We start from the raw sequence: 23,152 nt of genomic DNA, 5'->3' as shown, positions 1-23,152 counted from the left end.
CCTGCCGTTCCTCAACGGCTTCCCGCTGCGCCTCATCGTGCCCGGCTATTACGGCACCTACTGGGTCAAGCACCTCAACGAGATCACCGTCATCGACANNGTCTANGACGGCTTCTGGATGAAGTCGGCCTATCGCATCCCCGACACGCCCTGCAATTGCGTCGAGCCGGGAACTGCGCCGAAGGCGACGATCCCGATCAACCGCTTCACCATCCGCTCCTTCATCACCAGCGTTGCCGACGGCGCCAGGCTGAAGGCCGGCCGCACGACGCTGCGCGGCATCGCCTTCGACAGCGGCAAAGGCATCAAGGACGTCCAGGTCTCTACCGATGGCGGCAAGACCTGGACCCCCGCCAAGCTCGGCAAGGATCTCGGCAACTACTCCTTCCGCGAATGGAAGCTGCCGGTGACGCTCGCGGCGGGGCAAGTCGAGCTCAAGGTGCGCGCCACCAGCAATTCCGGCGAAACGCAGCCGGAGACGCCGCGCTGGAACCCGGCGGGTTATTTACGCAATGTCGTCGAAACCGTCCGCGTCAGCGTGGCCTGAGGAGCATTATCATGCAGCGCACCGTTCTCCTCGCCACCACACTCGCCGTTGTCGCCATGATGAGTTCGTCCCTTGCCGCCCCGGTCAATTACAAGACGCCGGATGAGGTCGCCGCCTTCAAGCCGGGGCCCAATCTCGAGGAGGTTCAAGGCAATTGCGCTGCCTGCCACTCGTCCGACTACATCGCGACGCAGCCGCCAATGAAGGACAAGAAAGGCTTCTGGCAGGCCGAAGTGACCAAGATGATCAAGGTCTATGGCGCGCCGATCGACGATGCCGACGTCGGCAAGATCGTCGATTACCTAGCCACGACATATTGAACTCCAGTGAGGCTCCCAAATCCCGAATCTGGATCGATTAGCCTGACGGGATTTACAAGTTTCAAAGCAATCGGACCTGGATCGCGACATGGATGAATTTCATCTGCTCTCCAAGCGCTTCGGCCCCGAGGCGGCGGATCTAGAGCTCGACGACAGCGCCCCTGCCGTCCACAGCCAACTGGCCAAGCGCGGCTCTGTTCGGAAATTCCGCCCCGAACAAATCCCAGATCACGTCCTGCGGCGACTTTGTGCTCTTGCGCTATGCGCCCCAACCAAGAGCGATTTGCAGCAACGCGATATCATCATTATCGATTCGCCTGCCTTGCGATCCGAGATCTGCCTACTTTTGGCGGGAGGCCGCCTGGGCCAGAAATGGCTCGGGGGAGTCCCGAACCTTCTGATCTTCTGCGGTAACAATCGGCGGCAGCGGCGCCTTCATGCCCGGAGAGCTCGGCAGTTCGTCAACGACCATCTGGATGCCTTCTTCAATGCCTCGGTCGATGCCGCGATAGCGCTCTCATCGTTTGTGATCGCGGCGGAAGCAGAAGGGCTGGGCGTCTGCCCAATCAGCGCGGTGCGCAACGACCCGGACCGGCTCGCGGAGCTGCTGAATCTACCCGAACACGTCTTTCCCGTGGCAGGCCTCGCCGTCGGGTATCCAGATGAGCAGCCACCACGGAGTTTGCGATTACCCCTCACCGTTACTGTTCACCACAACACCTATACCGACGACACGCTCGACGCCGCGATCGAGGAGTACGATGGGCGCAGATCGGCCGACCAGCCGTACACAACGCAACGATACGTCAAGGAACTCGGGCGGTCTGAGAGCTATGGCTGGTCCGAGGACAAAGCCCGGCAATACGCGTTTCCGGAGCGCCAAGACTTCGGCGCCTACGTCAAGCGCATCGGCTTCAGGCTAGACTAATCGGCCGACACGTAACACTGCGCGGAGAATTGACACGGCGAGCTATCCAACAGGCAGATCAGCGTCGCACGCTCGGCTGGCGACGGACTCACCCAGTTGAGCCCTGCGCCTCAGCTTCCCTTTGTGTCGTGGACGTAGGTGAAGAAGAGGTCCTTCCAGTTGCTGGTCGTGTCATTGATCAGCCCCGCGGCGTGCATTCCATTCAGAAATACCAGCAGCTTCTGAGGCTCGGTCGTCCACTTGTTCTCGGGATTTTTGATGATTGTCTCAGCATCCTCTTCCGAGAGCTTGAGGCGGTCCCCCTTGATCCAAAGGCTCGCGGCTGTCTTCGGATCGGAGTTGATCAAATTGATGCTCTCCTTAAGCGCCGCATAGAATGCCGCAACGATTTTCGGGTTCCCAGTCACGAACTTGTCGGTTGCCCACGCAACGCTGAACGTGTGGGGTCCGTCGAGTACCTGATAGCTGTCAAGCACTTGATGCACCCTGGGATCCTTGAGCTCCATCTCCTGAAATGGAGAAGATCCGAAATGCGAGGTGATGCCTGCCTTGCCACCCAACATCGCAACCTGAGCGTCGGGATGGCTCAAGGAGACTGTCAGCGGATCAAGCTTGGTCGCCTGTCCCTTCCCGAACTGCTTCTCAGCAGCCATCTGCAACGTGATTGCCTGAATCGAAGTCTTCACTGTCGGCATCGCGATCTTGTCGGCGGTACCGAAGTCCGCGAGCGACTTCACCTTTGGGTTGACAGTCACGAGGTACAGAGGCAGCGAAGCCATCGCCGAGATGCCCCTGATCTTGTAGTTCTTCAAAGTCCGCGACCAAATCGTAAGCATAGGGCCGACACCGCCCGACGCTACGTCGAGGTTGCCGGAGAGTAGCGCCTCGTTCATCCCCGAGCCGGCGGAGAACTGGAGCCACTCCGTTTTGACGGTTTGACCGCTCTTGGCCGCCTCCTTTTCGAGCAACTGCTCTTCCTGCATAACGGTCAGCGGCAGATAGGCCAGGCCATATTGTTTGGCGAGACGTATCGTCGACACTTCCGCCCGTGAAGCGTTTGGCGTCAGCACGCTCGCCAGAGCGAGCGCGACAAGTGCCAGGTAACTGGATTTCACCGTTTGTCCTCCCATTCGTGTCGTTTCTCGCGTATGCGAGGGGATCTTCACTGCCATCAACTATGGACGCCCCACCGGTTGATCGTCCTCTGCTCGATGATGCGGAAGATGAGGTTCTCGACGACAAGCCCGATCAAGATGACGGTCAACAGACCGGCAAATACGTTCGGGATGTCCAGCATGTTCTTGTTCTCGAAGATGAACCATCCCAGACCGCCTGAGCCGGAGCTGACGCCGAACACCAGCTCGGCCGCAATCAGTGTTCGCCAGGCAAACGCCCACCCGATCTTCAAACCGGTCAGAATGCTGGGAAATGCTGCGGGAATCAGGATCTTCATGATGAAAGCAGGACCGCCAAGTCCGTAGTTGCGGCCGACCATCTTCAAGGTCTTGCTCACGGACAGGAAGCCGGCATGGGTGTTGAGCGCAATCGCCCAAGTGACTGAGTGGACCAATACAAACACCAGACTTCCATTCCCCAGCCCAAACCAGATCAAGGCGAGCGGCAGCAGGGCGATCGCCGGCAGAGGATTGAACATGGAAGTCATCGTCTCAAGAAAATCCCTGCCGATCCGGGATGCGATCGCTAGACCAGTCAACATCGCGGCGAGAATGACACCCGCCGCATACCCCATCAGCAGAACTCGGATTGACCCCCACGCCCGGCCGGGCAGAACACCGTTGGCGACGCCCTTGGCGAACGCCGTTATCGTCGCACCGAAGGTCGGGAACAGGAGGTCGTTGTTGAGCCAACGCCCATATGCCTCCCAGACAAATGCGAGGGCGATGAGAATGAATGCCTTCCGAACGACGTCCTCGCCGTAGAGTTTATCGAACAGCGATCGAGGCTTCTCGACGACCCTGATCTCCTCGAGGCTCTGAGCATTCCGGATTTCGGGACGGAAAGAGTTGGTCATTTGCGAATTTGACACGACGCTCAATTGATTACGCATGGGCCGCCTCCGGCGCAGCTTCGGAAAACAGCATTTCGTGGATTTGCCGTTCGAGGTGCGCGACGTCCTCGGGGGTCGTTGCGCTGTTGAGCTCCGCTTGCACCCGGCCCGGATGTGGCGACAACAGAAGGATACGATTTCCGATCTTGATGGCCTCGGCGATCGAATGCGTGACAAACATGACGGTAAAGCGCGTCTTGTCCCAGAGAGAGAGAAGCTCGTCCTGCATCTTGCGCCGGGTCAGGGCGTCGAGCGCAGCGAATGGTTCATCCATCAATAAGATGTCCGGCTCCATAGCCATGCCGCGCGCAATCGCGACACGCTGCTTCATGCCGCCCGACAGCATGTGAGGATAGCTGTTGGAGAATTTTGAGAGCCCCACCATCTCGACATAATGGCCAGCCCGATCAGCCGCTTCACGCTTGGGCATCTTTTTCGCTGCTTCGAGCGCGAAAGCGACGTTCTGTTGCACCGTCTTCCACGGCAAGAGTTGGTCGAACTCCTGAAATACCATCATCCGATCAGGGCCTGGTTTCGTGATCAGCTTGCCCTTGAGGCGCATTTCGCCTTCGGTCGGCGTGATATATCCGCCAACGGCCTTCTGAAGCGTCGACTTCCCGCATCCCGACGGCCCGAGCAGCACGAACCGGTCGCTCTTCAACATCTCAAAGCCGACGCGGTACGTTGCCGTCACGATGTGAGACGTTGTCTTATATTGCAGCGTAACGCCGGATACTTTCAGAAGCGGCTCGTCTCGGTCCATTTCTCCTCCCATTTGTGTCCCTGATGTTTTCTTGGGATCCGGTTATTCCGGCGACGCTATAATTCGTCGACGCCGGCCCGATGACTGGCATTCTGCATTTGGAGACCGCGCGGTCGTCGCATCACCCAACTGTTGACGCGATAGAGGCAGCTTCTTGCGAGCCTAGCCGAGCGTTGGCTCCGACGAGAGCGAGGGATCCTGACCCAAGGATTAATGCTGAGCACCTCTAGCGCTTTCCTCACGCGGGCTACGTCTTGCGTTTCGCAATTTTTTCCGCTTCTAAAATACTGGCGTAAAGTCCTTCTTTCTCAAAGGCACAAATGCTAACGATTATTGAAAGTTTGTCTTACATGCCGACGGAGTGCCCAAATGTCGATCCGAACCCTCAAAACGTTGATCGCCGTGGCGGACCAGGGAAGCTTCAGTGCTGCGGCGAAGGAGGTGTTCGTTACTCACGCCGCCGTAAGCCAGCAAATCAGGGCTCTTGAAGAGGAGTGGAAGATCGCGCTTTTCGACAGAAGTCGCCGAACGCCAGAGCTCACTCCCGCGGGACGGGCACTGGTTTCGAAGGCCCGTGAGGTCGTCGCTGCTTACGACAGCATCGTACCAAATGTATTGGGCAATCAAGGAATCGAGGGCGTCTTCTCGCTAGGAGCCGTCCCAACCACACTCACGGGCCTCGTCCCCCTAGCGGTGTCGAAGTTGAAGAGCGATTATCCTGGCCTGCATGTCACCATCACGCCTGGCCTGACCACCGCGCTGATCCAACAGGTCGAGAGAGGTCATCTCGATCTCGCGATCGTCTCGAAGCCGCAGTTCATTCCTCGTAATCTTGTCTGGTACGATCTTGCAGAAGAGCCTTTTGAATTGCTGGCATCCCTCGAAGCTGAGGGTAAGGATCCGCTCCAGTTGCTGCAGAGAAGTCCGTTCATACGGTTCTCACGCCAGGCCGTAGTCGGAGGATTGATCGAAACTTGGCTCCAGGAACACAAGATCGTCGTGAACGAGAGCATGGAGCTGGAAAGCCTGGAAGCCATCTCGAGCATGGTCTACTACAATCTTGGCGTCTCGATCGCGCCGCGAACCTGCGTTAGCGCTTCGAACGCCCTTCCCCTTAAGCACCTGCCGCTCGGTCCGGACAGGCGCTTGTCCCGCATACTCGGATGCATATCCCGAGCGGACAGCGTGAGGATTCGCGCGATCGACGAGATGAACGCTCGGTTTGCCGCAGCAATACGCGACGGGCAGTCTTCGCCAGACTCGCGTCGGCCGGCACTTAAGGAGAGGTCGTCGAGGCGAAAACGATGAGAGCAAGCGACCGTCTGGCACCGCTCAGCCGGTTAGCCAAACAGCACTTCCTTGGCGACGATGATCAATCCCGAGACAAACATCAAGCAGACGAGCAGCTTTCGAAATTGATCGTCTGACAGTCTCTTGAAAGCCCAGATACCGGCTTGGGCCGAGATCAGAGTAATAGGGAGCGCAATCAGGATCAGCGGAACGCTTCTGGACGAGTAGTAGCCACTGATCGCGTAAACGGTGGCCGCAATCGCCAGGATGAGGACGTTGAATGGCTGCATGACAGCTCGTTGCTCGGACTTTGTCCAAGGCTGGAGCGTGCACCAGATCGTCGGCAGCACTCCAGATAACGAGGCCGCTCCTCCTAAGATTCCGCCTACGAATCCGACAGCGCAGTCCAATATCGGCTTCGGTTGGGGCAACTGTGGAAGCTCCCGGCGCAGCAATATGAAGCCACCATACACAATGAGGAAGGCTGCTACCGTCAGCTTGATCGCGAGCGGGCTTGCGACCGCGAGCAGCTTCACGCCAATCGGAATACCGACCAGTCCGGGGAGGACGAACCTCGACAGGCGCAATGGATTTTCACGGATACTATCGCGGACGAGAGCAACGCCCTGCAGCCCGCTGACAACGGACATGATGACGATCATCGAGACGGCCTCGGTTGGCGGCAGTATCTGCAGCCAGAACCCGAGCGCAAAAAGCGCAGTTCCGAACCCTGCAAGACCGTTGATGAAGCCGCCCGCCGCGGAGCCTGCCGCAAGCCAAAGATAGAAGCTCATGACTTGGATGCCGACCGTCTAATCGACCGTGGTCTATTTCCTAGTTCGGTACACGAAAGAATGGCGCGGGAACCAGCAGCTTGTTTTCGACTTTCGTTACAAGAGGACGCATTTTCTTGGCGTAGGACTGCCATTGCGGCGACGCTTGCAGCTGCTTTCGCCGTTCGAATCGATCGTCCAGGCTTTCATATCCCCACATATGAACGATCTGATTTAGCGGGCCGAAATCGGTATAGTAATAGCCAACCATCTTCCCCAGAATGCGCACTTGGCACTCCATCCCTTCTTCTTCGTAAAGCTTCAAGAAGGTGGGGACCTGGCCCGCATGCAGGGAGTATATTCTTTCGTCCACGAACATTGTGCTTCCTTGTAGCCTGCTGGCGAATTGAACGATCGCGGACCTATCCCGTGCGAGCTTCGCTGCGATTAACTAATTAGCTCGTCCGACCGATCGTCCGTTTCGCCGAACCGCTTCAGTACCGCCGGTTTCGTGCCCGCGTAGACACGCTCGAGATTGGCGGATACCTTGGCGTTCTCGCGCTCGAACAGGCTGTTGCCTTCCAAATCGCTTTCGACGATGAAAGGCCCCATGTTTTCGGCTCCGATGAGCCACATGGCTTGCGCGAGCCCGAGTTCCTTCCTCCAGTAGATATCACGCGCCCGTTTAATTCCGCGCCCCAATAGCGCGCCGGTGCCGTACCCTACGGTCGTCAGATAGATTGCGCCGTTCGGGACGAAATGCTCCTTGTAGTCGTGCGACGTCATGCCTCCCTTGCCGATGATGAGCATCGCGCCGGAAATGCGCAGCCAATCCCCGATCCACTTCGAGAAGCGGAAGGAGGCCGTGGCCGTCACGGCGCCCATCGTAATGTTACCGTCTTGATCAACGGTAGCCGCCGGCGAACAGTGGAAGTTGGCAGCACTCTCTTCCGGCAAGCTCAGCGGGAGAGGTTCCTTCCCCTCGAGAACGCGCATGTACACGCCCTCGCGGCCCGTATAGATCAGTCCATCCAGATAGACGATGTCTCCAATCTTCAGGGCCGCCAGGTCTTCCCGCGTAGGCTTGGTGCTCAGGCGGATTTGCTTAGGCTTGGAAGCACGTTCCATTCCACCGTCTCCCGACGTTGATAATCAGTGAACCAATTCGGATCGGTCCGGTACTCGACACGGCCATCACCATGGATGCGCGCTACCGCGCGGCGAGAGGACAGACAAAACGCGTGGACGCTCATCTGCATGCCGCCGGTGTGGCAATATCCGACTTCGATATGGCAATCGATCACCATCGATTTTCCGACGAATCCCATCGCGCCCATTCCGATGGAGTTGCCGAGCTCCTTGAACTCCCGCTCCATTTCCGCGATACGCGGATCCGAATTTCGATTTCCGACTGTTCGCAAGCAGGCGGCACGCTTACCCAGAACCATGCAGGCGTCCTTCGAGCCCCCGAGACCGATGCCGATGATGGCCGGCTGGCACGCTAAGCCGCGCTTCCCAAACGCAACGAGACTATCGAGATAGAAGCGCTTTATCCCGGCGATACCATCGGAGGGAAACAACATGCGATAGTCCGTTCCGAACAGACCGCCCTTGTGGACCGTGACCAGATCGATCCAGTCGCCCTCGGGCTCGAAAGCATATTCAATCTCGGGCGCACCGATACCGACGTTGTTATCGTGATCGGTTCGCCAAAGGGGATGCACGCGATTCGGCCTGAGAGGGACGTTCCTGGTTGCATTGGCGGTGGCGCGTCGCAGGACAGTTTCCAGAGCGATCGGACCGCCCTCGATCCTCGCTTCGTTACCCATCTTGACGTACCAGCGCGGACACCCGGTGTCCCCGCACATCGCGCGACGATCCTGCTTTGCCGCCTCGTAGTTCTCCAGCATGGCTTGCAACACGAATGAAGACAGATCGCCATCCTCGACGTCTGCTGCGGCCTTGAGGCCATCGAGATAATCCTCGGGTATTTCGATGGCGGCCTTCTCCATCAAGGTTTCCGCAGTTTTCTGAATCGCATCGATGGAAATCATTCTGCAGCCCTCACGAGGGTGGCGGGTTCTTCGGTGGATAGGATCGAGTGGCCTGGCTGTACGATAGTGAATTGCACCTGTTCCCGGCTCATCTGGAGCTCCTCGTCGCGCTTGCGCGCCAAGGTGAAGTATGACCCCTCCAAGCTCCCGCTTTCTGGAAAGTCTTCCCGGTAGTGGGCGCCACGAGAGTTTTCTCGCTCTAAACCCGCCTTGGTAATGACCTCCGAGATGTCGCAGAGCGAGCTTACGTTCAGCCAGTCGTGCCAAGTGAGATTGAAGGCCCGGCTGCCTCCTGCCACGCCGACATTCATGAGCTCGGACCGAATCTCCAAAATGCGGCGAGCAGCCCTGGTCATTCCTGCCGCAGTTCGCATCACTCCGACGTTGTCCCACATCGTATTCTGAAGTTCATTGCGCAACTCCTGGATGTTTCCTGGTGATTTCGTGAACGGATAGACGACCCGTTCTATTTCGGTCTGGAGAACCGCCTCGTCCGGATCGCGCAGACGTGCCATCTTGCGAATATCGCGGCCCATGACGTCGCCCGCAATTCCGCCGTAGACGGTTGAATTGGCCACGCCGTTTCCGCCCAGCCGATTTGATCCGTGTGCACCGCCGGCGTCCTCGCCTGCGACGTACAGCCCTTCCATCTCGGTGTGCGTGTCGGTATCCACGACGATGCCACCCATGAAATAGTGCGCTGTGGGAACCACCTCGACCTGCCCCGCGGCGAGGTCAAAACCGCTGTCCGCGCAACGTTTCACCATGCCTTTGAATTTCTGCCGTACATTCTCAGGGCCGAGATGGGCCATCGAGATGTATACGCCGCCGTTCTTCGAGGTGTTGTTCTTACGCATCTCCGCATAGATTCCTCGGCTGACGACGTCGCGGGTCGCTCTTTCGCCCTTTGCGTCATAGTCGAACATGAAGCGATGGCCGTAACTGTTCAACAATTGGCCTCCGGCGCCCCGAAGTCCCTCTTCCAGGACTGTGCCCGTCATCCGAGTATCTTCACCCGCGAGCAACCCGGTGGGATGAAACTGAACCATCTCCATATCGCGGAGCGGTAGGCCGGCCCGAAGAGCCATGGCGAGGCCGTCCATCGTCTTGTCGCCGGATGGTGTGTGATACTTGTACATTGTCGGCCCGCCGCCGGTCGCCATCAGCACCGTCTTGGCGCGTACCAACCGCAGTGCACCCGTGCGCATATCGATGAACAAGACCCCGGCAAGGGACGAACCATCCTTCGATGGAATCAGACCTACTGCACGGTGTTCCTGCAATTTCTCGACCGGTCGAGCGAGCACTTGCTCCATGAGGCGACTGATGATCTCGATGCCAGTCAAGTCACCCTTATGGACAGTTCTGTCCGCCGTTTGCCCCGCGAACGCCTTCTGGTGCAGTGTGCCGTCAGGATTTCGGTCAAAGAAGCAACCGATCTCGTTCTCGAGTTCGCGGATGCGCACCACGGCCTGCTCACACAGCCTCCAGGCCATGTCCTGGTTGGGAAGCCATTTTCCGCCAACGATCGTGTCCATGAAATGACGTTCGACGGAATCGCCGCCGCCCAGCGCCACATTGTAGCCGCCCTGGACCATCCGCGTGCAGCCACACTTCCCGATGAGACCTTTCACGGCGATCGTGATCTTGGTGCCTTGGGGAGCCGCCTGCTGCGCGTGAAGTGCCGCGAACAGGCCGGCTCCGCCGGTCCCGATGATTAGGATGTCGGTGTCGTGACGTTCAAGATCGAATGGAGCCGCCATGATCAAATCGCCCTCAGAACGAAGCTGCCGGCGACCATGAACGCGAACGCCACACTAGCCGCGGCCCAGGTCTTCTGATCCTTCGTCCAGGTGAGCAATTCGAAAGCCATAAGCCGGAGGCCGCCGAAGAAATGGACCGCCAGCAGGAACACGAGCCCAAACTCGACGGCCTTCACCAGCGGCTTGTCCGCCCAATGCAAGAAGCCATCTAGATCCTTCGGTGCGGTTAGCGCGAGCGAAAGGACGTAGAAGTGCGCCGGCAGGAAGATCGCGAGCGCCAGGCCGGATAGCCGATGAAGAATGTAGGCCAACCAGAGCGGATGCTTTCGGTGCGGACGGATCATAGCGCGGTCACCGAAAGAACGGCGCGCAGCCCTGCGAAAAGCAAGAAGGCGCACAGGGCCCAAGACAAGGCGTTGAGGAGAAGACCGCGCATGTGAAAGATCTCTGCGGCGATTACTCTCACGCCGATCGCGGCATGGATCGACACCGCCACAACGAAGGTCCCATAGAAAATGGCCCAGGGAAGGCTTCCCTGTGTTCTAGAAAGGATCGCTCCGGTCGATAGGCCGCCACGTATCGCATAGACCATCACGGCCAGGTGTCCCAGGACCAGGGGAGCCATGATGAGCGCTGTCACTCGCTGCAGCATGAAAAGGCGAAATGTCAGCATGATCACCGCCCCTTGAAGAAGGACTTTATCGTCTCGCGCTTCAAGCCGGCGATCGACGTAATTGGGCTCAGCTCATTCGGGCAGAACTTGGCGCAACTACCCTGGGAATGACAATTGTGGCAGCCCCCGCGCTGCGACACCGCATCGAGGATATCGGCCCGCTTTCCGTCCTTCTCATCGTTGACGAGGGTCCATGCGCGATTCAGCGCAGCGGGTCCTAGGTATTCCGGATTGCCCTGTACAGTGTCGCAAGATGCGTAGCATACCGCGCAGTTGATGCACTCGATGGCGGCATCCGCGAGAATGCGATCGTCACTCGACGGATTTACTTTGACGATGTCGTCATCCCTTGAGCTTGTTGGGTGGAATACTCCTTCGGCCTTGACCCATTTCGTGAAGAAGGGATCCATATCCGTCGCGAGATCCTTGATCACCGGCAAATTGCGAAGCGGCGCCACCTCAATGCGATTGTCGCGAATAACCTTCAGTACGTGCGTTCGGCAAGTCCAGCGAGGCTCGCCATTGACCATCATCGCGCAAGATCCACACATACCCACCCGGCACGCGTATCGATAGGCAAGCGTGGGATCGATCTTCTGCTGAATCCAAACCACGACGTCGAGAATAGTCTGGCTTTGCTGATTGGGGACTTGAAAGCGCTCAAACTTGCCGCCAGCGCTGTCTCCCCGCCACACAGATACGTCGAGGGTTTTTGTGTCCGAGGACAAGCGCTCGCTCCCAGGAATATTGTTTGCCTGAGCTCGACTATATTGACGATTTTTCTGACAGAAACCCAAAAATAGTGACGGAAAATGTAAGATAAACTATCATGACAATGCGGTGCGGCCGAAAGGCACTCCCGAGGCGCACGTCTTGCGGCGGAGTACCAACCAATCGACGCTGCACTGCACGAATTCTGAAATGCAATTTCAGGAAAGTTAGTTTGCTCACATCTCTCCGATAGGACAGGGCTTGTCTGTTTGCGCGCTGAGACAGGAGATCGATGACATGGCCGACCGCACGAACGATCCAAAATCAGCATGTGCTCGTCGCTTCGCGTCGGCAATTCTTGCGCGAGGGAGGTACGATTGTCGGAGGCGCGACTGTCAGCGCGGTCGTCGGCGGAGACGTTCTCGCAGACCCGCTCCATGGCGAAAATCTGCCGCCGAACGTCCCTGAATGGATGAAGTCGCCCGGCGACCCCGTCGGCAGCCAGCTCTACGGGACGCCGTCGCCGTTCGAAAAGGGCGTCACGCGAAATATACCGAAAAGTGGCGATCCGGTTTTTTGGACGTCCAGTCGCACTCCCCTTCAGGATCTGGATGGCATTATCACCCCGAACGGACTTTTCTACGAACGTCACCATTCTGGTGTTCCGGCGATTGATCCGGCCCAACACCGCCTGATCATCCACGGCCTCGTCGACAATCCTCTCATTTTCACGATGGATGACCTGAGACGCTTCCCGTCTCAATCACACATCTACTTTCTCGAGTGTTCCGGCAATCCCGGGTTCAAGAAGCCGTATGGCAAGACAGCATCTGACCTGGTCGGCTTAGTCAGCTGCGCCGAGTTTACCGGTGTCAAGCTCAGCCACGTGCTGCAGGAAGCAGGATTGCGGCGCGAGGCAAAGTGGATCGTCGCTGAAGGCGCAGATGCAGCCGCATTGACCCGCAGCATTCCGATCGAGAAATGTCTCGACGACGCGCTGCTCGTCTACAGCCAAAACGGTGAGCGGCTTCGTCCGCAGCAAGGCTATCCCTTGCGTCTATTCTTGCCGGGCTTTGAAGGTAACATGAGCGTAAAGTGGCTGCGCCGCCTGCATGTCGTTGCCGAGGCGGTCTATTCTCGCGAAGAAACGTCGAAATATACGGACCTCTTGCCGGACGGAAAGGCGCGAGAATTCACGTTCTACATGGACGCAAAGTCCATCATTACCTATCCATCCGGTGGCCAAAAGCTCAAGTCGCATGGCTTCCACGAAATATCGGGTATCGCATGGACTGGACGCGGCAAGATCAAGCGCGTCGATGTCTCGGTCGACGATGGGAAGAGCTGGCAAGAAGCACATCTACAGGAGCCGGTACTTACGCGAGCTCTGACGCGCTTCAGGCTGCCGTGGCGATGGGAAGGCGGCCCCACCGTGATCCAAAGCCGAGCGATCGACGAAACTGGCTACGTTCAGCCGACATTGTCTGACTTGGTTGGCGTACGCGGAGATAACTCGTTCTATCACAACAACGCAATCCAACCCTGGCGGGTTGCCGCGGACGGCGAGGTTACCAATGCAAATGCGTAATCTTCTGATTGCGAGTTCGGCCGCATTCTTCCTGGCCTCGGCGGCGCATTCGGAGCCCTCCGTTAAACTCGGGATTGGACGTACAGCGACTGAAGCTGAAATCGCTGGCTGGAATATCGATGTTGACCGCACAGGGACGAATCTGCCGCCAGGCAAAGGCTCGGTTGGTCTCGGCAGGGAAGTGTTCGATCAACAGTGCGCTGCCTGCCACGGCTCGAAAGGCGAAGGCGGCGTCGGTGACAAGCTTGTTGGCGGACAAGGTACATTGGCCACGCCGAATCCTGTCAAGACCGTTGGATCCTATTGGCCATACGCGACCACTTTGTTCGACTATATACGCCGAGCTATGCCGCACCCCTCCCCCCAATCGCTCAGCAATGAGGAGGTCTATGCGGTTACGGCTTATGTTCTTCATCTCAACGGTCTGCTACCCGACAACGCGGCCTTGGATGCGAAGACGCTGCCCGCCATCAGGATGCCCAACCGCGATAATTTCGTTGGAGATCCCCGCCCAGATGTAAAGTGACTTGTGTCTACGTTCACTCGGATGGCTCAACTATGATCACGGGGCTGACAGAAAAACTTCGCTCGATTGTTGGCGGGCGACTACCCCGACTCATGCTCCTCATTTCGCGGCCTGCAGAGTCGTCGGAGATACTGTTCTACAGCATGATTTTCGATGAGGTGGTGATCGAACCTCCGGCTCAGCCATCTCCCCGTAGCGGTCAAAAGCAGCAGCAATCCGCCAACATCCTTTGGGGAACTCGGATATCTCCCGCCGTGATTCCCAGAGGACGACCCGCATGTGAAGCTGGTTGCGCTATTCGGATCCTAGGGACACGCAGCGTGACGCTTGTTTTTCAGCAGAGTGGATGCGCAACTGTCGCACTGTTACTGACCAAGATGACCGATACCGTCCCTGACGATCCAGTTCTCGAGTTCAGCGCGACCACCCAAACGACCAGCATGGGTGTGGTCCTGGGCCGAGACTTTCAGAACAGAATGCCTCGCCTCGGCGGCGCACAGTTCGCCCTCATTGAAGAGGGAGACGAAGTCCGACAATTCGTAGCTGACGCCGCCAGAGCCGGCCTCTATGAACGGCTTCTTGGCGGCCCGACGGGCCTCGAATCCTGACCGAACGGACCACGGGACGATCTTTTAGAGCGGATGGCGCTTATCCGTCGCTAGGATTGGGGCACTTCCGGATCATCCAACAACTTGTCGAATGCTCGTGCGGCAGGTCTCGGAGTTCGGTCCGATAGCCTCAGTCGCCATAGTGAGCGCTCTATTGTGATTCCACGAAGCTCTACGGCCTTCAGATAGCCCAGCCGGACTTGGTCTCTCGTCGCAACAGTCGAAACGATGGAAACGCCGATTCCTGCCGCCACGGCTTGCTTAATTGCAGCCGTGCTACCGATCTCGAGGAGCCGGAGCGGCTCGATGTTGTTCGCCGCGAGTGCCTGCGTTACGACCTCGCGCGAACCAGATCCTGGCTCGCGTAGAATCAACACCTCGCCTCCCAAACGCTGGGGATCGATCGGCTCTTTCTCCGAAGCGAAATCATGATGTTCAGACACAATCAACTTCATGATGTCAGTCCGCCATTTCTCGGCGATCACAATACCCTCCTCGATCGGCCCCTCTACCAAGCCGATATCTATATCCTGAGCCGCCATCTGCTCGGCAATCTCGCGCGTATTCGCGCTGACAAGATGGAGATCAATCCCAGGGTAGGCCCTATGAAAGGCCCCCAGATAAGGAGCGAGCATGTAGGTGGCAATCGTCGTACTTGCACCAATTCGCAGCGATCCGTTGTTCAGGTTGCGCTTAGACGAGAGCATTTCCTCGGCTGCGCGCTCGGCGGCAAATAGATCCTCCGCATGCTTCAGCAAAGCGAGGCCCTCCGCCGTAGGCACCACGCCTTTTTGAGACCGGTTCAGCAGCCGGCAGCCGACCTGGAGTTCGAAGTCCCGCACTCCCTTTGACAGTGCCGGCTGGCTTAGATTCATTCCTTCAGCGGCGCGAGAAAAGCTGCCCACTCGGGCTACCGCCACGAACATCCGAAGCAAATGAAGGTTGAGGGCCATAATTCCCCATTATCGGCTCATGACAATTTGATATTTTCAAAAATCGCTCGTGTCACGCATATTTTGTTCTCTTTAGGGGAACGAGATGTCGGATCAAGTCGATGGCACCAAGAAGTCCACGCCTGCTGTTTCAGCCATTTCAGCGGCATCTTCGGTTCTTCCCGGGATAGTCCTATGCGCTGCAGTGACTGCAGTAGCGATCAGTCTTCAGATGGCACAGGAATCGAGCTTTGGTCATCCCTACCTAGAAGCGATCGTGATCGCCATTCTCGTCGGAACGGCTATTCGCACCTTTTGGGCGCCGGGCACACGCTGGCGAGCAGGCATCGCCTTCAGCGCGAAGCAACTGCTGGAAGTTGCTGTCGCATTGCTAGGTGCCTCGATTACGTTCTCGACGATTGCAGGTTCCGGTCCAATTCTACTGGTGGCGACCGTTTGCGTTGTCATTCTGACCATCGTGATCAGCTACGCGGTGAGCCGATCTCTGGGGCTTTCAAACCGTCTTGCCATTCTAGTCGCTTGTGGAAACTCAATCTGCGGAAACTCGGCTATTGCCGCTGTGGCGCCTCTGATCGGTGCGAACTCCGATGAAATTGCTTCCTCGATCGCCTTTACCGCAATTTTGGGTGTCATCGTTGTTCTCGGATTGCCTCTGCTGATACCGCTGTTTGCTCTTTCGGAGGTTCAATACGGGATACTAGCGGGCATGACCGTCTACGCCGTACCGCAAGTGTTGGCAGCTACAATGCCGGCAAGCCTCGTCAGCACCCAGATCGGCACCGTCGTCAAGCTGGTGCGGGTGATGATGCTAGGACCGGTTGTCGCTTCAATCGCCTACCTGGCACGGGGCCTACGCACTGACGGGGCGGCGAGACCGTCGAAGCGGAAGCGCTTCGAAGCAGTCCCCTGGTTCATCATCGTGTTTTTCGTGCTGGCGGCATTGCGGTCTCTATCTTTGATTCCCGACAACTTCATCTCGCCTATCCGCTGCATCGCCAGCGTCTTCACGGTCCTGTCGATGGCCGCGCTCGGCCTGGGCGTGGATCTTCGCGTAGTCGGACAGGTCGGAGCCCGAGTGACGGCCGCTGTAACGTTGTCGCTCATCTTCTTGATCGCGGTCAGCTTCAGTCTCGTTCGCTACGTGATACCGACCTAGATGCCGTAATGGGCCCTGCTCCGAGCAAGGGGGGATGATGGTGGCTGTCCCCCGATAGATGATGAAACGGGGTCACGACGGTGAGTCGGCCCCAAGCATCTGGAGACAGAGGACAGCCATGGAACAGTATGCCGGAATCGATGTGTCTTTGGAACTAAAGAGCGTATGCGTTGTGGATGGCCAGGATAAAAGCGTCGGTCCGGCGAAGTCGCGCCACGAGACTATGAACATGGTTCGCACCTCATCCTGAAGAAGGCGAAGGTCGCGAGCGAACCCGACGCCTTGATTGACTTTTTTAAGACGCCTGGCTTTGCAGTGAAGCGGATCGGGCTGGAGGCTGGGCCACTGTCGCAATGGCTGCATGCGGGGCTAAAGGAGCAGGATACGAAACGGTCCTGCTGGAAACGCGGCATGTGAAGGCCGCATTGTCTGCGATGACGGTGAAGACTGATCGCAAGGATGCGGCGAGATCGCCCAATTGATCCGGATGGGACGGTTCCGGCCGGTACACGCAAAATCAGTCGATGCGCAGGAGATCCGGGCCCTCCTAATCGCACGCAAACAGCTTCTTGGGCGACTGATCGATGTGGAGTTGAGTATCCGCGGGATACTGCGTGGTTTTGGGCTGAAGGTTGGCCCGGTGACACGGAAGAATTTCGAAGCGCGGATCCGGGAGTTAGTTGCAGGTCAGGCGACATTGGAGCGCATTGTTACTGCGATGCTTTCGGCACGATCCGCTTTAAAGGCAGAGTGCGGAAGGCTACACAAGGCTGTGCTGGCAACTGTGCGTGACGATGCGGTCTGTCGCCGGCTGATGACCGTGCCAGGCGTCGGTCCCCTGGTAGCTATCACCTACAAATCGGCGATTGATGACCCCCATCGCATCGCAAAATCGAAGGCGGCAGGGGCGCTGTTTGGGCTCATGCCAAAGAAATACCAGTCGGGGAAAAGGATGTCACGGGCGGAATCACGCTGGCCGGAGACGAGATAGTCCGCACGGTTTTGTATGAGGCTGCCAACGTTCTGCTATCGCGCATCACGCGGTTCTCAAAACTCAAGCGCTGGGGGATGGGCGTCGCCAAGCGGCGAGGCTCGAAGCGCGCAAAAGGGGCTCCGGCACGTAAGCTCGCAGTGATCCTACATCGGATCTGGGTCGACGGCACAACTTACCGATGGGGAGAAGCGGGGCTGATCGTAGCATAGAACACGTCGAGGAGATTAAGAACGCAACCGGGCTGAACTGATGCCCAGTGCCCGAAGTCCCGTCGCCGGGACGGTGGATCCGGTGAAGCCGTTACACGCCCAGTGGCCGTCATCTGACGAACCACGCGTACCTAGATAGGCTCACCGCTCCCTCTGACAGCATGATGTGGCGGCCAGGCGTTAACCACGGACAGAAGCATGAGCTCGGCGGCGTGACGTTCACTCGGGAGGCTTGACATCATCGGGTCCATTGCAGAAGGGCGTGTACCTATAAAGCCGACGCCGCGAGGCAGTCCTTCTGCCATGAATCCGGTTTCAGGATGTCGGGCACGAAGACCTTACCGCACTTTCCACCGCTGCCAGCCGGCTAAGCACAGCCGCATTCTGCTCTTGATGGGTGAGTATGTAGAAATCATCACGTTCGATGCCCGCGACTATGCGCGACGCGGCTTCGGTAGGTGACTTGGGATTATTCCAGACGCGCTCCGCGAATGCAGCTCTTAGTCTTTCCGCCAATTCAGGCGGCGTCCTAGCGGCGGCGCGCAAATGGTCAGGCCGATTGCGCTCGGATTCAAATATGCGTGTTGCGACAAACCCGGGACAGACGACCGATACCTTTATCGGAAGTCCAAGAGCGGCGAACTCGCCTGCGAGGCTCTCGGATAGTACAACTACTGCATGCTTGGACGCGGCGTAAGCCGAATTAAATGGAACCGAGACGAGTCCGGCAAGTGAGGCAACGTTAACCACGTGCCCCTCTCCAAGCGCCAGCATACGTGGGACCATAGCCTGCAATCCGTGAACGACACCGAACAAATTCACGCCGAAAGTCCAGTTCCAGTCCCGCGTGTCACTAGCCCAGATTGGGCCTAGACCACTACCGACACCGGCGTTGTTGATCAGTATGTTGACGCCGCCGAAACGACGAACCGTCGCCTGTGCCAGGTGTTCGCTGGCCGCGTAGTCCGTTACGTCCGTTAGTTCAGAACCCACCTCAAAGCCGTCTTGCACGAGCTGGTGCTCGGCTGACTTCAATGCGCGACTTTCGACATCGGCAAGCATGATGCGCAACCCGCGTTGAGCCAACTCAAAACCGATGCCGCTAGCTCCTCCGGTGATGACCGCTACCTGCCCTTTGCTAACCTTCATGACTCTGCTCCGCCGATGGTGAAAATTTACGACCGCCGTTTCGATTTGGAAGAAGTTCTTGCGCGCCGTACAGCTGCTGCTTTCGTCGGAATCGATCGGCCCCCCATACCCTCGATGAGCAGCCGCAGTACGTATTTCAACTTCGCATCTTGGAATGAGTCGGTTGCCAGCATGTGGCGGATGGTCTGGGCGTGGGCGCCGAGGAGGAATAACGCCATATTGCCGGCGTCTTCGTCCTTGCGGATCACGCCTTGTTGCTGGCCTAGAACCATTATGTCCTTGACTAAGGTGATGAATGCAACGTCGCCGGAGTTGGCGGTTGTGGACGGTTTGTTCGCTGGTCCGGTCAAGGCCAGCACCGCGACATTCTGATTAGCTGCGCACCAGCGTCCATGACCAACCAGTGTGTCTCTAAGGATCTCAAGTGCGGGCGCGTCATCGGCGATGCGCGCCCGAATCGGCGGATAATAGCGCGCCTCGGCGCGTGCGCGGAGCTCGGCCACAATCTGCTCTTTAGAGGAGAACAAGTTGTAGACCGTTTTGCGCGTCAGGCCAGCCCGACGGGCGACCTCCTCTACTGAGGTGGATGCAAATTCTCGATCGCGAAAGATCGCCTCTGCGGCGTCGAGGATAAGGTCACGAGATCGTTCGGTACGCGTCGGCTGCATAGATTAGACAGCAGTGTAGATTTATACTGCTGTAAATAAAATTTTGACCGTGGTGTACTCTCTGTGATTCAAAGCCTCCAAGCAGGGGCTCGAATCATGTGCTACGAACTTGCAGACTATGAATGGACTGCCATCGAACCATTGCTGCCGAACAAGCCGCGTGGTGTCCCTCGGGTGAACGACCGCCATGTCCTCAATGGCATCTTCTGGGTCCTGCGCTCCGGCCACCTTGGCGTCATCTGGCGACGGGCTGGCGTCTGGACCCGAAGCATAGACGCACTTGCCGGTGCTCATGATGCCACTGTCCAGATGATCGACACCTCTATAGTTCGCGTGCATCAGCATGGAGCCCGCATCAGCAGAAATCGGCGACAATCGATGGAAATGTCACGCGGTGGTTTGACCAGAAAAATCCACGCGGTGGTCGATAACAATGGCCTACCCGGTACGGCTTGCGTTGAGCCCCGGCGAGGCGCACGACGTTCGACTTGCCGGAAAACTGCTGTCTCGTCTGAAATCCGGATCAATGCTGCTTGCCGACCGTGGCTATGACGCCGACTGGATCAGGGAGCTTGCCATGAAGAAGGGCGCGTGGGCCAACATCCCGCCGAAAAGAAATCGCAACGATCCGATCTGCTTTGGCCCGCACCTCTATCGCGCTCGCAACCAGGTCGAACGGTTCTTCAACAGGATCAAACAATGTCGTCGTATGGCGACGCGCTACGACAGGCTTGCGGGAAACTACCTTGCCTTCGTCCAACTCGCATCTATCCGGCTATGGCCGGCCGCGCGTTATGAGTCCGCATCCTAACTAGGCCGGAATAAACGTGATCCGGCCGGATTCGCCCCACTTTCGATGTGGCTATACCGTTATTTCGACATCCCGGTCGAACGCTGTCAGCCCCCGCAGCAGCTTTTCCACTGAAACCAGCTTGAAGTGCCCCGAAGCAGCTTGGACAGGTTGGGCTGCTTCAAATCGACCAGCTTGGCGGCTTCGGTCTGCGTGATCTCCCGGTCCGTCATCAGTCGTTTCGGCTGAACAACGAGAGCGGCCTCGAGCTGGTGCTCCTCGGCATTCGGCAGGACCGAGATCGGCGAATATATTCCCGGAGCCGCGGCCTATGGGCGGGTAGCTTCTTCTTCGTGCTCATCATCGGCCTCCCTTTGTTGCCCTGTGGATTTGTCATCTGATTATGACGGAGAGAGCGCAAGCGCGTTAGGTCTCCTTGCGTCGAACCTGAATTGGCGTTCGCCTTCAAATCGTCCGTCGGCGCACCCACCGTCTCTGACGAGAGTGACATCGGAAGACCGGCGCGCACCATATGGGCTTGTCCTGGGTTGCGGGTCCGCCACGTTTCATGCTCGAGGGGACCAGTGCTCAATGGTCTGGGGGCGCACCGGCGCCGTTGCGTGCCGCCGCGAGCGATCCGCGGTCCCGGCCTACAGCATGCGTTTGTGTTCGACCACAGACGTGCGGCTTGTTCCTATCACCACAGGCCTTGTCTGGCAGACAACATCGCGATCGAAAAACCGCCGGGATGCGCATCGCACCCGCTGGCCTAGATCCTGCACACCACACGCAGCGTGGAAGCGACGCCACGACGACGCTCGTTCGAGCTGCGTTGCAGATGGCGCGAGCGTCGTGTGTTTGAGAGGTGATATGGGATCTCGCTACGAGGCGAAGTCCTATCTCAAGGGCATCGCAGATGCTGGCAGTCGACAGCTCCTCCAAGCTCGCCCAGGCGCTACTGCAATATCGGCAGGACAAGCTGCCGATCGACTATATCGAGAAGCGCAATGCCATCGTCGATGCCGTGACGCTGGACGGCGCCAGGCCGGCCGCAAAGCGGCTGTGGGACCAGGGCCTTCTGACTGTCGTCGTCGGCCGCGCCCCGCAGGCCGCGGCGCAGCCGGCGGCAGCGCCGGCGCCGAAGTCGAACTGAAGTGCCTTACGGCTAGTCGCGCTCCATCAATCGAACTCGCCACCTCCATGACTGTTCTCGAAGAGAAACAAGAGAGCCTCTCTTGGACGCTGTTTGATGCGCTGTGCTTCGCCCTAACTTCTCCGAGGCGACGATGCGCGACCCGCTTGAATACATCTATCTCACTGATGAGCGTACGGATTGAGAAATGAGCAAAGTGTGCGTATGCCCCGCCGCCTCCGACAATTGGCCATAGGGGCGGCCGTCGCCGCCCTGGCCTGCACCGGTCCGGCTTCGGGGGCTGACGCGCTGCGCTACCCCTTCGCGGCCGCCGCTCCGAGGATCGATCGGTATGGGTCGACCCAAGTGGAGGACCCTTACCGGTGGCTAGAGGACGACATTCGGACCGCGCCCCGAGTACGCAACTGGGTCGAGGCGGAGAACCGTCTGACGAGGAGATATCTGGCAAGAGTGCCTGAGCGTCGTGCGATCCACCGCAGGCTCGAAGCCCTCCTCAATATCGAGACGGTGAGCGCACCCATGCGTCGGGACAGAGGCAAATTCTTCTTCCGCCGGCGCCCCGGTGATCAGCAGGCCGCGCTCTGGATCGTCCGGAGCAACCGTTCAAAGCCCGTGAAACTCATTGAACCGGCCTCGTGGAGCAAGGACGGGACTAGCGCACTCGCTGCCGTCGCCTATGAGCGGACTGGCCGGCTGGTAGCCTATGCGGTCCATGACGGAGGTTCCGACTGGCGCACTTGGCGGGTTATCGATACTGCGACCGGCAAGGTTTTCCCTGACGAGGTGCGCTGGAACAAGTTCGGCGCGGCTGCCTGGGACTACGCTGGTCAAGGGTTCTACTACACGCGCTTCCCGAAGCCGCCGAAGGATGAAGAATTCCGCGCCCCCAATGTCGGCGAGCAGCTTTATTACCACCGGCTCGGCGAGCCCCAGGCCAAAGATCGACTCGTGTATGAGAACAAGGCCAACCCGGACCACATGTTCATCGGATCGGTCTCTGCCGACGGTCGCTACCTCATCGTCAACTCAGGGTTCGAAGGTGGTGGGGCGACGCTACTCTTCGAAGACCTGACTCGGCCGAAGGACGGATTCAAACCGATCTTCATTGGGAAGCAGGACCAGCTCGCCAGTAATCGGTTCGTGGCTGTCCAGGGTGCGGTGTTCTACGTGTTGACCAACGAAGGCGCGCCCAACCGCCGTCTGGTCGCCTTCGACCTCGGCCGCCTGGGCGACCCGCCACGCATCATCATCCCGGAGACCACAGATCCCCTGCTCGCGGTCACNTGCGGCGGGGAGCGGTTCTTTGCGCACTACTTGCATCACGGGAAGTCGCGGGTTCGTGTCTTCCGTGAAGACGGGGCGCAGGACGGCGAGGTCAGCTTGCCTGGTCCCGGCCTAGCGCGCGGCTTCGCCGGGCTTGAGGACGCGTCTACAGTCTACTTCGAGTACACGAGCTTCGCGACGCCCT

General features: G+C 58.4%; 24 protein-coding genes and 3 pseudogenes. 12 read left to right on the top strand and 15 right to left on the bottom strand.

Annotated elements, in window-relative coordinates; all coding sequences use genetic code 11:
• The 3 genes from YUU_RS0142705 to YUU_RS0142695 all read left to right on the top strand — a co-directional run.
• A partial coding sequence (locus YUU_RS0142705; protein ID WP_027527681.1) for a molybdopterin-dependent oxidoreductase occupies nt 1–547 on the top strand: 547 nt, incomplete at its 5' end.
• 11 nt (nt 548–558) lie between these two features.
• Complete coding sequence (locus YUU_RS0142700; RefSeq protein ID WP_027527680.1) at nt 559–867, top strand: sulfite:cytochrome C oxidoreductase subunit B; 309 nt, start codon at nt 559–561, stop codon at nt 865–867.
• Nucleotides 868–955: 88 nt separating this feature from the next.
• Nucleotides 956–1,795: a nitroreductase family protein gene (locus tag YUU_RS0142695; protein WP_027527679.1), complete on the top strand. Its 840-nt coding sequence runs from the start codon at nt 956–958 to the stop codon at nt 1,793–1,795.
• 110 nt (nt 1,796–1,905) lie between these two features.
• On the opposite strand, the gene YUU_RS0142690 is transcribed toward YUU_RS0142695, so the two are convergent.
• Genes YUU_RS0142690 through YUU_RS0142680 form a run of 3 tightly spaced genes read right to left on the bottom strand, consistent with a single transcriptional unit; the run spans nt 1,906 to nt 4,626 of the window.
• A complete protein-coding gene (locus YUU_RS0142690; RefSeq protein WP_245288294.1) occupies nt 1,906–2,967 on the bottom strand; it encodes an ABC transporter substrate-binding protein in 1,062 nt (353 codons plus the stop codon).
• On the bottom strand, nt 2,967–3,827 hold the full coding sequence (locus YUU_RS0142685; protein WP_198031949.1) for an ABC transporter permease: 861 nt from the start codon (nt 3,825–3,827) through the stop codon (nt 2,967–2,969). The genes YUU_RS0142690 and YUU_RS0142685 overlap by 1 nt, the downstream gene beginning before the upstream one ends.
• Before the next feature lie 28 nt (nt 3,828–3,855).
• The gene (locus tag YUU_RS0142680) at nt 3,856–4,626 is read right to left on the bottom strand and encodes an ABC transporter ATP-binding protein (protein ID WP_027527676.1); all 771 of its coding nucleotides are present in this window, start codon (nt 4,624–4,626) and stop codon (nt 3,856–3,858) included.
• A gap of 369 nt (nt 4,627–4,995) precedes the next feature.
• Between YUU_RS0142680 and YUU_RS0142675 the strand changes: the two genes are divergently transcribed.
• The gene (locus YUU_RS0142675; protein ID WP_027527675.1) at nt 4,996–5,934 is read left to right on the top strand and encodes a LysR family transcriptional regulator; all 939 of its coding nucleotides are present in this window, start codon (nt 4,996–4,998) and stop codon (nt 5,932–5,934) included.
• Nucleotides 5,935–5,966: 32 nt separating this feature from the next.
• Here the strand turns inward: YUU_RS0142675 and YUU_RS0142670 are convergent, their stop codons facing one another.
• The 8 genes from YUU_RS0142670 to YUU_RS0142635 all read right to left on the bottom strand — a co-directional run bounded on the left by YUU_RS0142670 (nt 5,967) and on the right by YUU_RS0142635 (nt 11,907).
• A complete protein-coding gene (locus YUU_RS0142670) occupies nt 5,967–6,710 on the bottom strand; it encodes a sulfite exporter TauE/SafE family protein (RefSeq protein WP_027527674.1) in 744 nt (247 codons plus the stop codon).
• Nucleotides 6,711–6,750: 40 nt separating this feature from the next.
• Nucleotides 6,751–7,068 (bottom strand): NIPSNAP family protein, encoded by a 318-nt coding sequence (locus YUU_RS0142665; protein ID WP_027527673.1) that lies wholly within the window; start codon nt 7,066–7,068, stop codon nt 6,751–6,753.
• A gap of 68 nt (nt 7,069–7,136) precedes the next feature.
• Entirely contained in the window at nt 7,137–7,817 is a 681-nt protein-coding gene (locus YUU_RS0142660; RefSeq protein WP_027527682.1) for a fumarate hydratase C-terminal domain-containing protein, read from the bottom strand.
• Nucleotides 7,781–8,743, bottom strand: coding sequence for a fumarate hydratase (locus tag YUU_RS0142655; RefSeq protein ID WP_027527672.1), 963 nt, complete (start codon nt 8,741–8,743; stop codon nt 7,781–7,783). The genes YUU_RS0142660 and YUU_RS0142655 overlap by 37 nt, the downstream gene beginning before the upstream one ends.
• Nucleotides 8,740–10,506, bottom strand: a complete 1,767-nt coding sequence (locus YUU_RS0142650; RefSeq protein ID WP_027527671.1) for an L-aspartate oxidase — start codon at nt 10,504–10,506, stop codon at nt 8,740–8,742. Before YUU_RS0142650 ends, YUU_RS0142655 begins: the two co-directional genes overlap by 4 nt.
• Nucleotides 10,507–10,508: 2 nt before the next feature.
• Nucleotides 10,509–10,850 (bottom strand): succinate dehydrogenase, cytochrome b556 subunit, encoded by a 342-nt coding sequence (gene sdhC, locus YUU_RS0142645; RefSeq protein ID WP_027527670.1) that lies wholly within the window; start codon nt 10,848–10,850, stop codon nt 10,509–10,511.
• Nucleotides 10,847–11,179 (bottom strand): succinate dehydrogenase, encoded by a 333-nt coding sequence (locus tag YUU_RS0142640; protein ID WP_027527669.1) that lies wholly within the window; start codon nt 11,177–11,179, stop codon nt 10,847–10,849. Before YUU_RS0142640 ends, sdhC begins: the two co-directional genes overlap by 4 nt.
• 2 nt (nt 11,180–11,181) lie before the next feature.
• Nucleotides 11,182–11,907, bottom strand: coding sequence for a succinate dehydrogenase/fumarate reductase iron-sulfur subunit (locus YUU_RS0142635; protein ID WP_027527668.1), 726 nt, complete (start codon nt 11,905–11,907; stop codon nt 11,182–11,184).
• 275 nt (nt 11,908–12,182) lie between these two features.
• Between YUU_RS0142635 and soxC the strand changes: the two genes are divergently transcribed.
• From soxC to YUU_RS59650, 3 genes are all read left to right on the top strand, one after another.
• On the top strand, nt 12,183–13,478 hold the full coding sequence (soxC, locus tag YUU_RS0142630) for a sulfite dehydrogenase (RefSeq protein ID WP_051390224.1): 1,296 nt from the start codon (nt 12,183–12,185) through the stop codon (nt 13,476–13,478).
• Complete coding sequence (locus tag YUU_RS0142625; protein ID WP_027527666.1) at nt 13,465–14,004, top strand: c-type cytochrome; 540 nt, start codon at nt 13,465–13,467, stop codon at nt 14,002–14,004. Before soxC ends, YUU_RS0142625 begins: the two co-directional genes overlap by 14 nt.
• A 320-nt stretch (nt 14,005–14,324) precedes the next feature.
• Nucleotides 14,325–14,612 carry a hypothetical protein gene (locus tag YUU_RS59650; protein ID WP_156944855.1) on the top strand — a complete coding sequence of 96 codons (288 nt, stop codon included), beginning with the start codon at nt 14,325–14,327 and terminating at the stop codon, nt 14,610–14,612.
• Nucleotides 14,613–14,662: 50 nt separating this feature from the next.
• On the opposite strand, the gene YUU_RS0142615 is transcribed toward YUU_RS59650, so the two are convergent.
• Nucleotides 14,663–15,565 carry a LysR substrate-binding domain-containing protein gene (locus tag YUU_RS0142615; protein WP_027527664.1) on the bottom strand — a complete coding sequence of 301 codons (903 nt, stop codon included), beginning with the start codon at nt 15,563–15,565 and terminating at the stop codon, nt 14,663–14,665.
• 85 nt (nt 15,566–15,650) lie between these two features.
• Between YUU_RS0142615 and YUU_RS53965 the strand changes: the two genes are divergently transcribed.
• Nucleotides 15,651–16,721 (top strand): YeiH family protein, encoded by a 1,071-nt coding sequence (locus YUU_RS53965; RefSeq protein WP_051390223.1) that lies wholly within the window; start codon nt 15,651–15,653, stop codon nt 16,719–16,721.
• Nucleotides 16,722–16,839: 118 nt separating this feature from the next.
• Nucleotides 16,840–17,924: pseudogene (locus tag YUU_RS53960) on the top strand (IS110 family transposase).
• A gap of 315 nt (nt 17,925–18,239) precedes the next feature.
• On the opposite strand, the gene YUU_RS0142600 reads toward YUU_RS53960, so the two are convergent.
• Both YUU_RS0142600 and YUU_RS53955 read right to left on the bottom strand, forming a co-directional pair.
• Nucleotides 18,240–19,073, bottom strand: coding sequence for an SDR family NAD(P)-dependent oxidoreductase (locus tag YUU_RS0142600; RefSeq protein ID WP_027527663.1), 834 nt, complete (start codon nt 19,071–19,073; stop codon nt 18,240–18,242).
• A 26-nt stretch (nt 19,074–19,099) separates the two neighbouring features.
• Complete coding sequence (locus YUU_RS53955) at nt 19,100–19,741, bottom strand: TetR/AcrR family transcriptional regulator (protein ID WP_051390222.1); 642 nt, start codon at nt 19,739–19,741, stop codon at nt 19,100–19,102.
• 96 nt (nt 19,742–19,837) lie between these two features.
• On the opposite strand from YUU_RS53955, the gene YUU_RS57715 reads away from it, so the two are divergent.
• Nucleotides 19,838–20,552, top strand: a protein-coding gene (locus YUU_RS57715; protein ID WP_156944854.1) for an IS5 family transposase whose coding sequence is annotated in 2 segments (ribosomal slippage) — nt 19,838–20,182 and nt 20,184–20,552 — 714 coding nt in all. Because the reading frame shifts where the segments join, the coding sequence is not laid out codon by codon here.
• Nucleotides 20,553–20,638: 86 nt separating this feature from the next.
• Here YUU_RS57715 and YUU_RS61990 read toward each other — a convergent pair.
• Nucleotides 20,639–20,764 carry a helix-turn-helix domain-containing protein gene (locus YUU_RS61990; RefSeq protein WP_245288293.1) on the bottom strand — a complete coding sequence of 42 codons (126 nt, stop codon included), beginning with the start codon at nt 20,762–20,764 and terminating at the stop codon, nt 20,639–20,641.
• A 652-nt stretch (nt 20,765–21,416) separates the two neighbouring features.
• Here YUU_RS61990 and YUU_RS0142575 point away from each other — a divergent pair.
• Together YUU_RS0142575 and YUU_RS53945 are read left to right on the top strand one after the other, a co-directional pair.
• Nucleotides 21,417–21,684: pseudogene (locus YUU_RS0142575) on the top strand (insulinase family protein); the annotation flags it as partial.
• A gap of 204 nt (nt 21,685–21,888) precedes the next feature.
• Nucleotides 21,889–23,152 (top strand): annotated as a pseudogene (locus YUU_RS53945) (hypothetical protein); the annotation flags it as partial.

Origin of the sequence: Bradyrhizobium sp. Ec3.3, assembly GCF_000472925.1 — a bacterium.
In the GTDB taxonomy this organism is placed as follows: domain Bacteria; phylum Pseudomonadota; class Alphaproteobacteria; order Rhizobiales; family Xanthobacteraceae; genus Bradyrhizobium.
Note: the sequence above shows the minus strand (reverse complement) of the source record. Positions and strands in the feature narration are given on the sequence as shown.

Coding starts and splice junctions, on each gene's coding strand:
- YUU_RS0142700 (WP_027527680.1), top strand. CDS start 559: ATGCAGCGCACCGTTCTCCTCGCCACCACACTCGCCGTTGTCGCCATG.
- YUU_RS0142695 (WP_027527679.1), top strand. CDS start 956: ATGGATGAATTTCATCTGCTCTCCAAGCGCTTCGGCCCCGAGGCGGCG.
- YUU_RS0142690 (WP_245288294.1), bottom strand. CDS start 2,967: ATGGCAGTGAAGATCCCCTCGCATACGCGAGAAACGACACGAATGGGA.
- YUU_RS0142685 (WP_198031949.1), bottom strand. CDS start 3,827: ATGACCAACTCTTTCCGTCCCGAAATCCGGAATGCTCAGAGCCTCGAG.
- YUU_RS0142680 (WP_027527676.1), bottom strand. CDS start 4,626: ATGGACCGAGACGAGCCGCTTCTGAAAGTATCCGGCGTTACGCTGCAA.
- YUU_RS0142675 (WP_027527675.1), top strand. CDS start 4,996: ATGTCGATCCGAACCCTCAAAACGTTGATCGCCGTGGCGGACCAGGGA.
- YUU_RS0142670 (WP_027527674.1), bottom strand. CDS start 6,710: ATGAGCTTCTATCTTTGGCTTGCGGCAGGCTCCGCGGCGGGCGGCTTC.
- YUU_RS0142665 (WP_027527673.1), bottom strand. CDS start 7,068: ATGTTCGTGGACGAAAGAATATACTCCCTGCATGCGGGCCAGGTCCCC.
- YUU_RS0142660 (WP_027527682.1), bottom strand. CDS start 7,817: ATGGAACGTGCTTCCAAGCCTAAGCAAATCCGCCTGAGCACCAAGCCT.
- YUU_RS0142655 (WP_027527672.1), bottom strand. CDS start 8,743: ATGATTTCCATCGATGCGATTCAGAAAACTGCGGAAACCTTGATGGAG.
- YUU_RS0142650 (WP_027527671.1), bottom strand. CDS start 10,506: ATGGCGGCTCCATTCGATCTTGAACGTCACGACACCGACATCCTAATC.
- sdhC (WP_027527670.1), bottom strand. CDS start 10,850: ATGATCCGTCCGCACCGAAAGCATCCGCTCTGGTTGGCCTACATTCTT.
- YUU_RS0142640 (WP_027527669.1), bottom strand. CDS start 11,179: ATGCTGACATTTCGCCTTTTCATGCTGCAGCGAGTGACAGCGCTCATC.
- soxC (WP_051390224.1), top strand. CDS start 12,183: ATGACATGGCCGACCGCACGAACGATCCAAAATCAGCATGTGCTCGTC.
- YUU_RS0142625 (WP_027527666.1), top strand. CDS start 13,465: ATGCAAATGCGTAATCTTCTGATTGCGAGTTCGGCCGCATTCTTCCTG.
- YUU_RS0142615 (WP_027527664.1), bottom strand. CDS start 15,565: ATGGCCCTCAACCTTCATTTGCTTCGGATGTTCGTGGCGGTAGCCCGA.
- YUU_RS53965 (WP_051390223.1), top strand. CDS start 15,651: ATGTCGGATCAAGTCGATGGCACCAAGAAGTCCACGCCTGCTGTTTCA.
- YUU_RS0142600 (WP_027527663.1), bottom strand. CDS start 19,073: ATGAAGGTTAGCAAAGGGCAGGTAGCGGTCATCACCGGAGGAGCTAGC.
- YUU_RS53955 (WP_051390222.1), bottom strand. CDS start 19,741: ATGCAGCCGACGCGTACCGAACGATCTCGTGACCTTATCCTCGACGCC.
- YUU_RS61990 (WP_245288293.1), bottom strand. CDS start 20,764: ATGACGGACCGGGAGATCACGCAGACCGAAGCCGCCAAGCTGGTCGAT.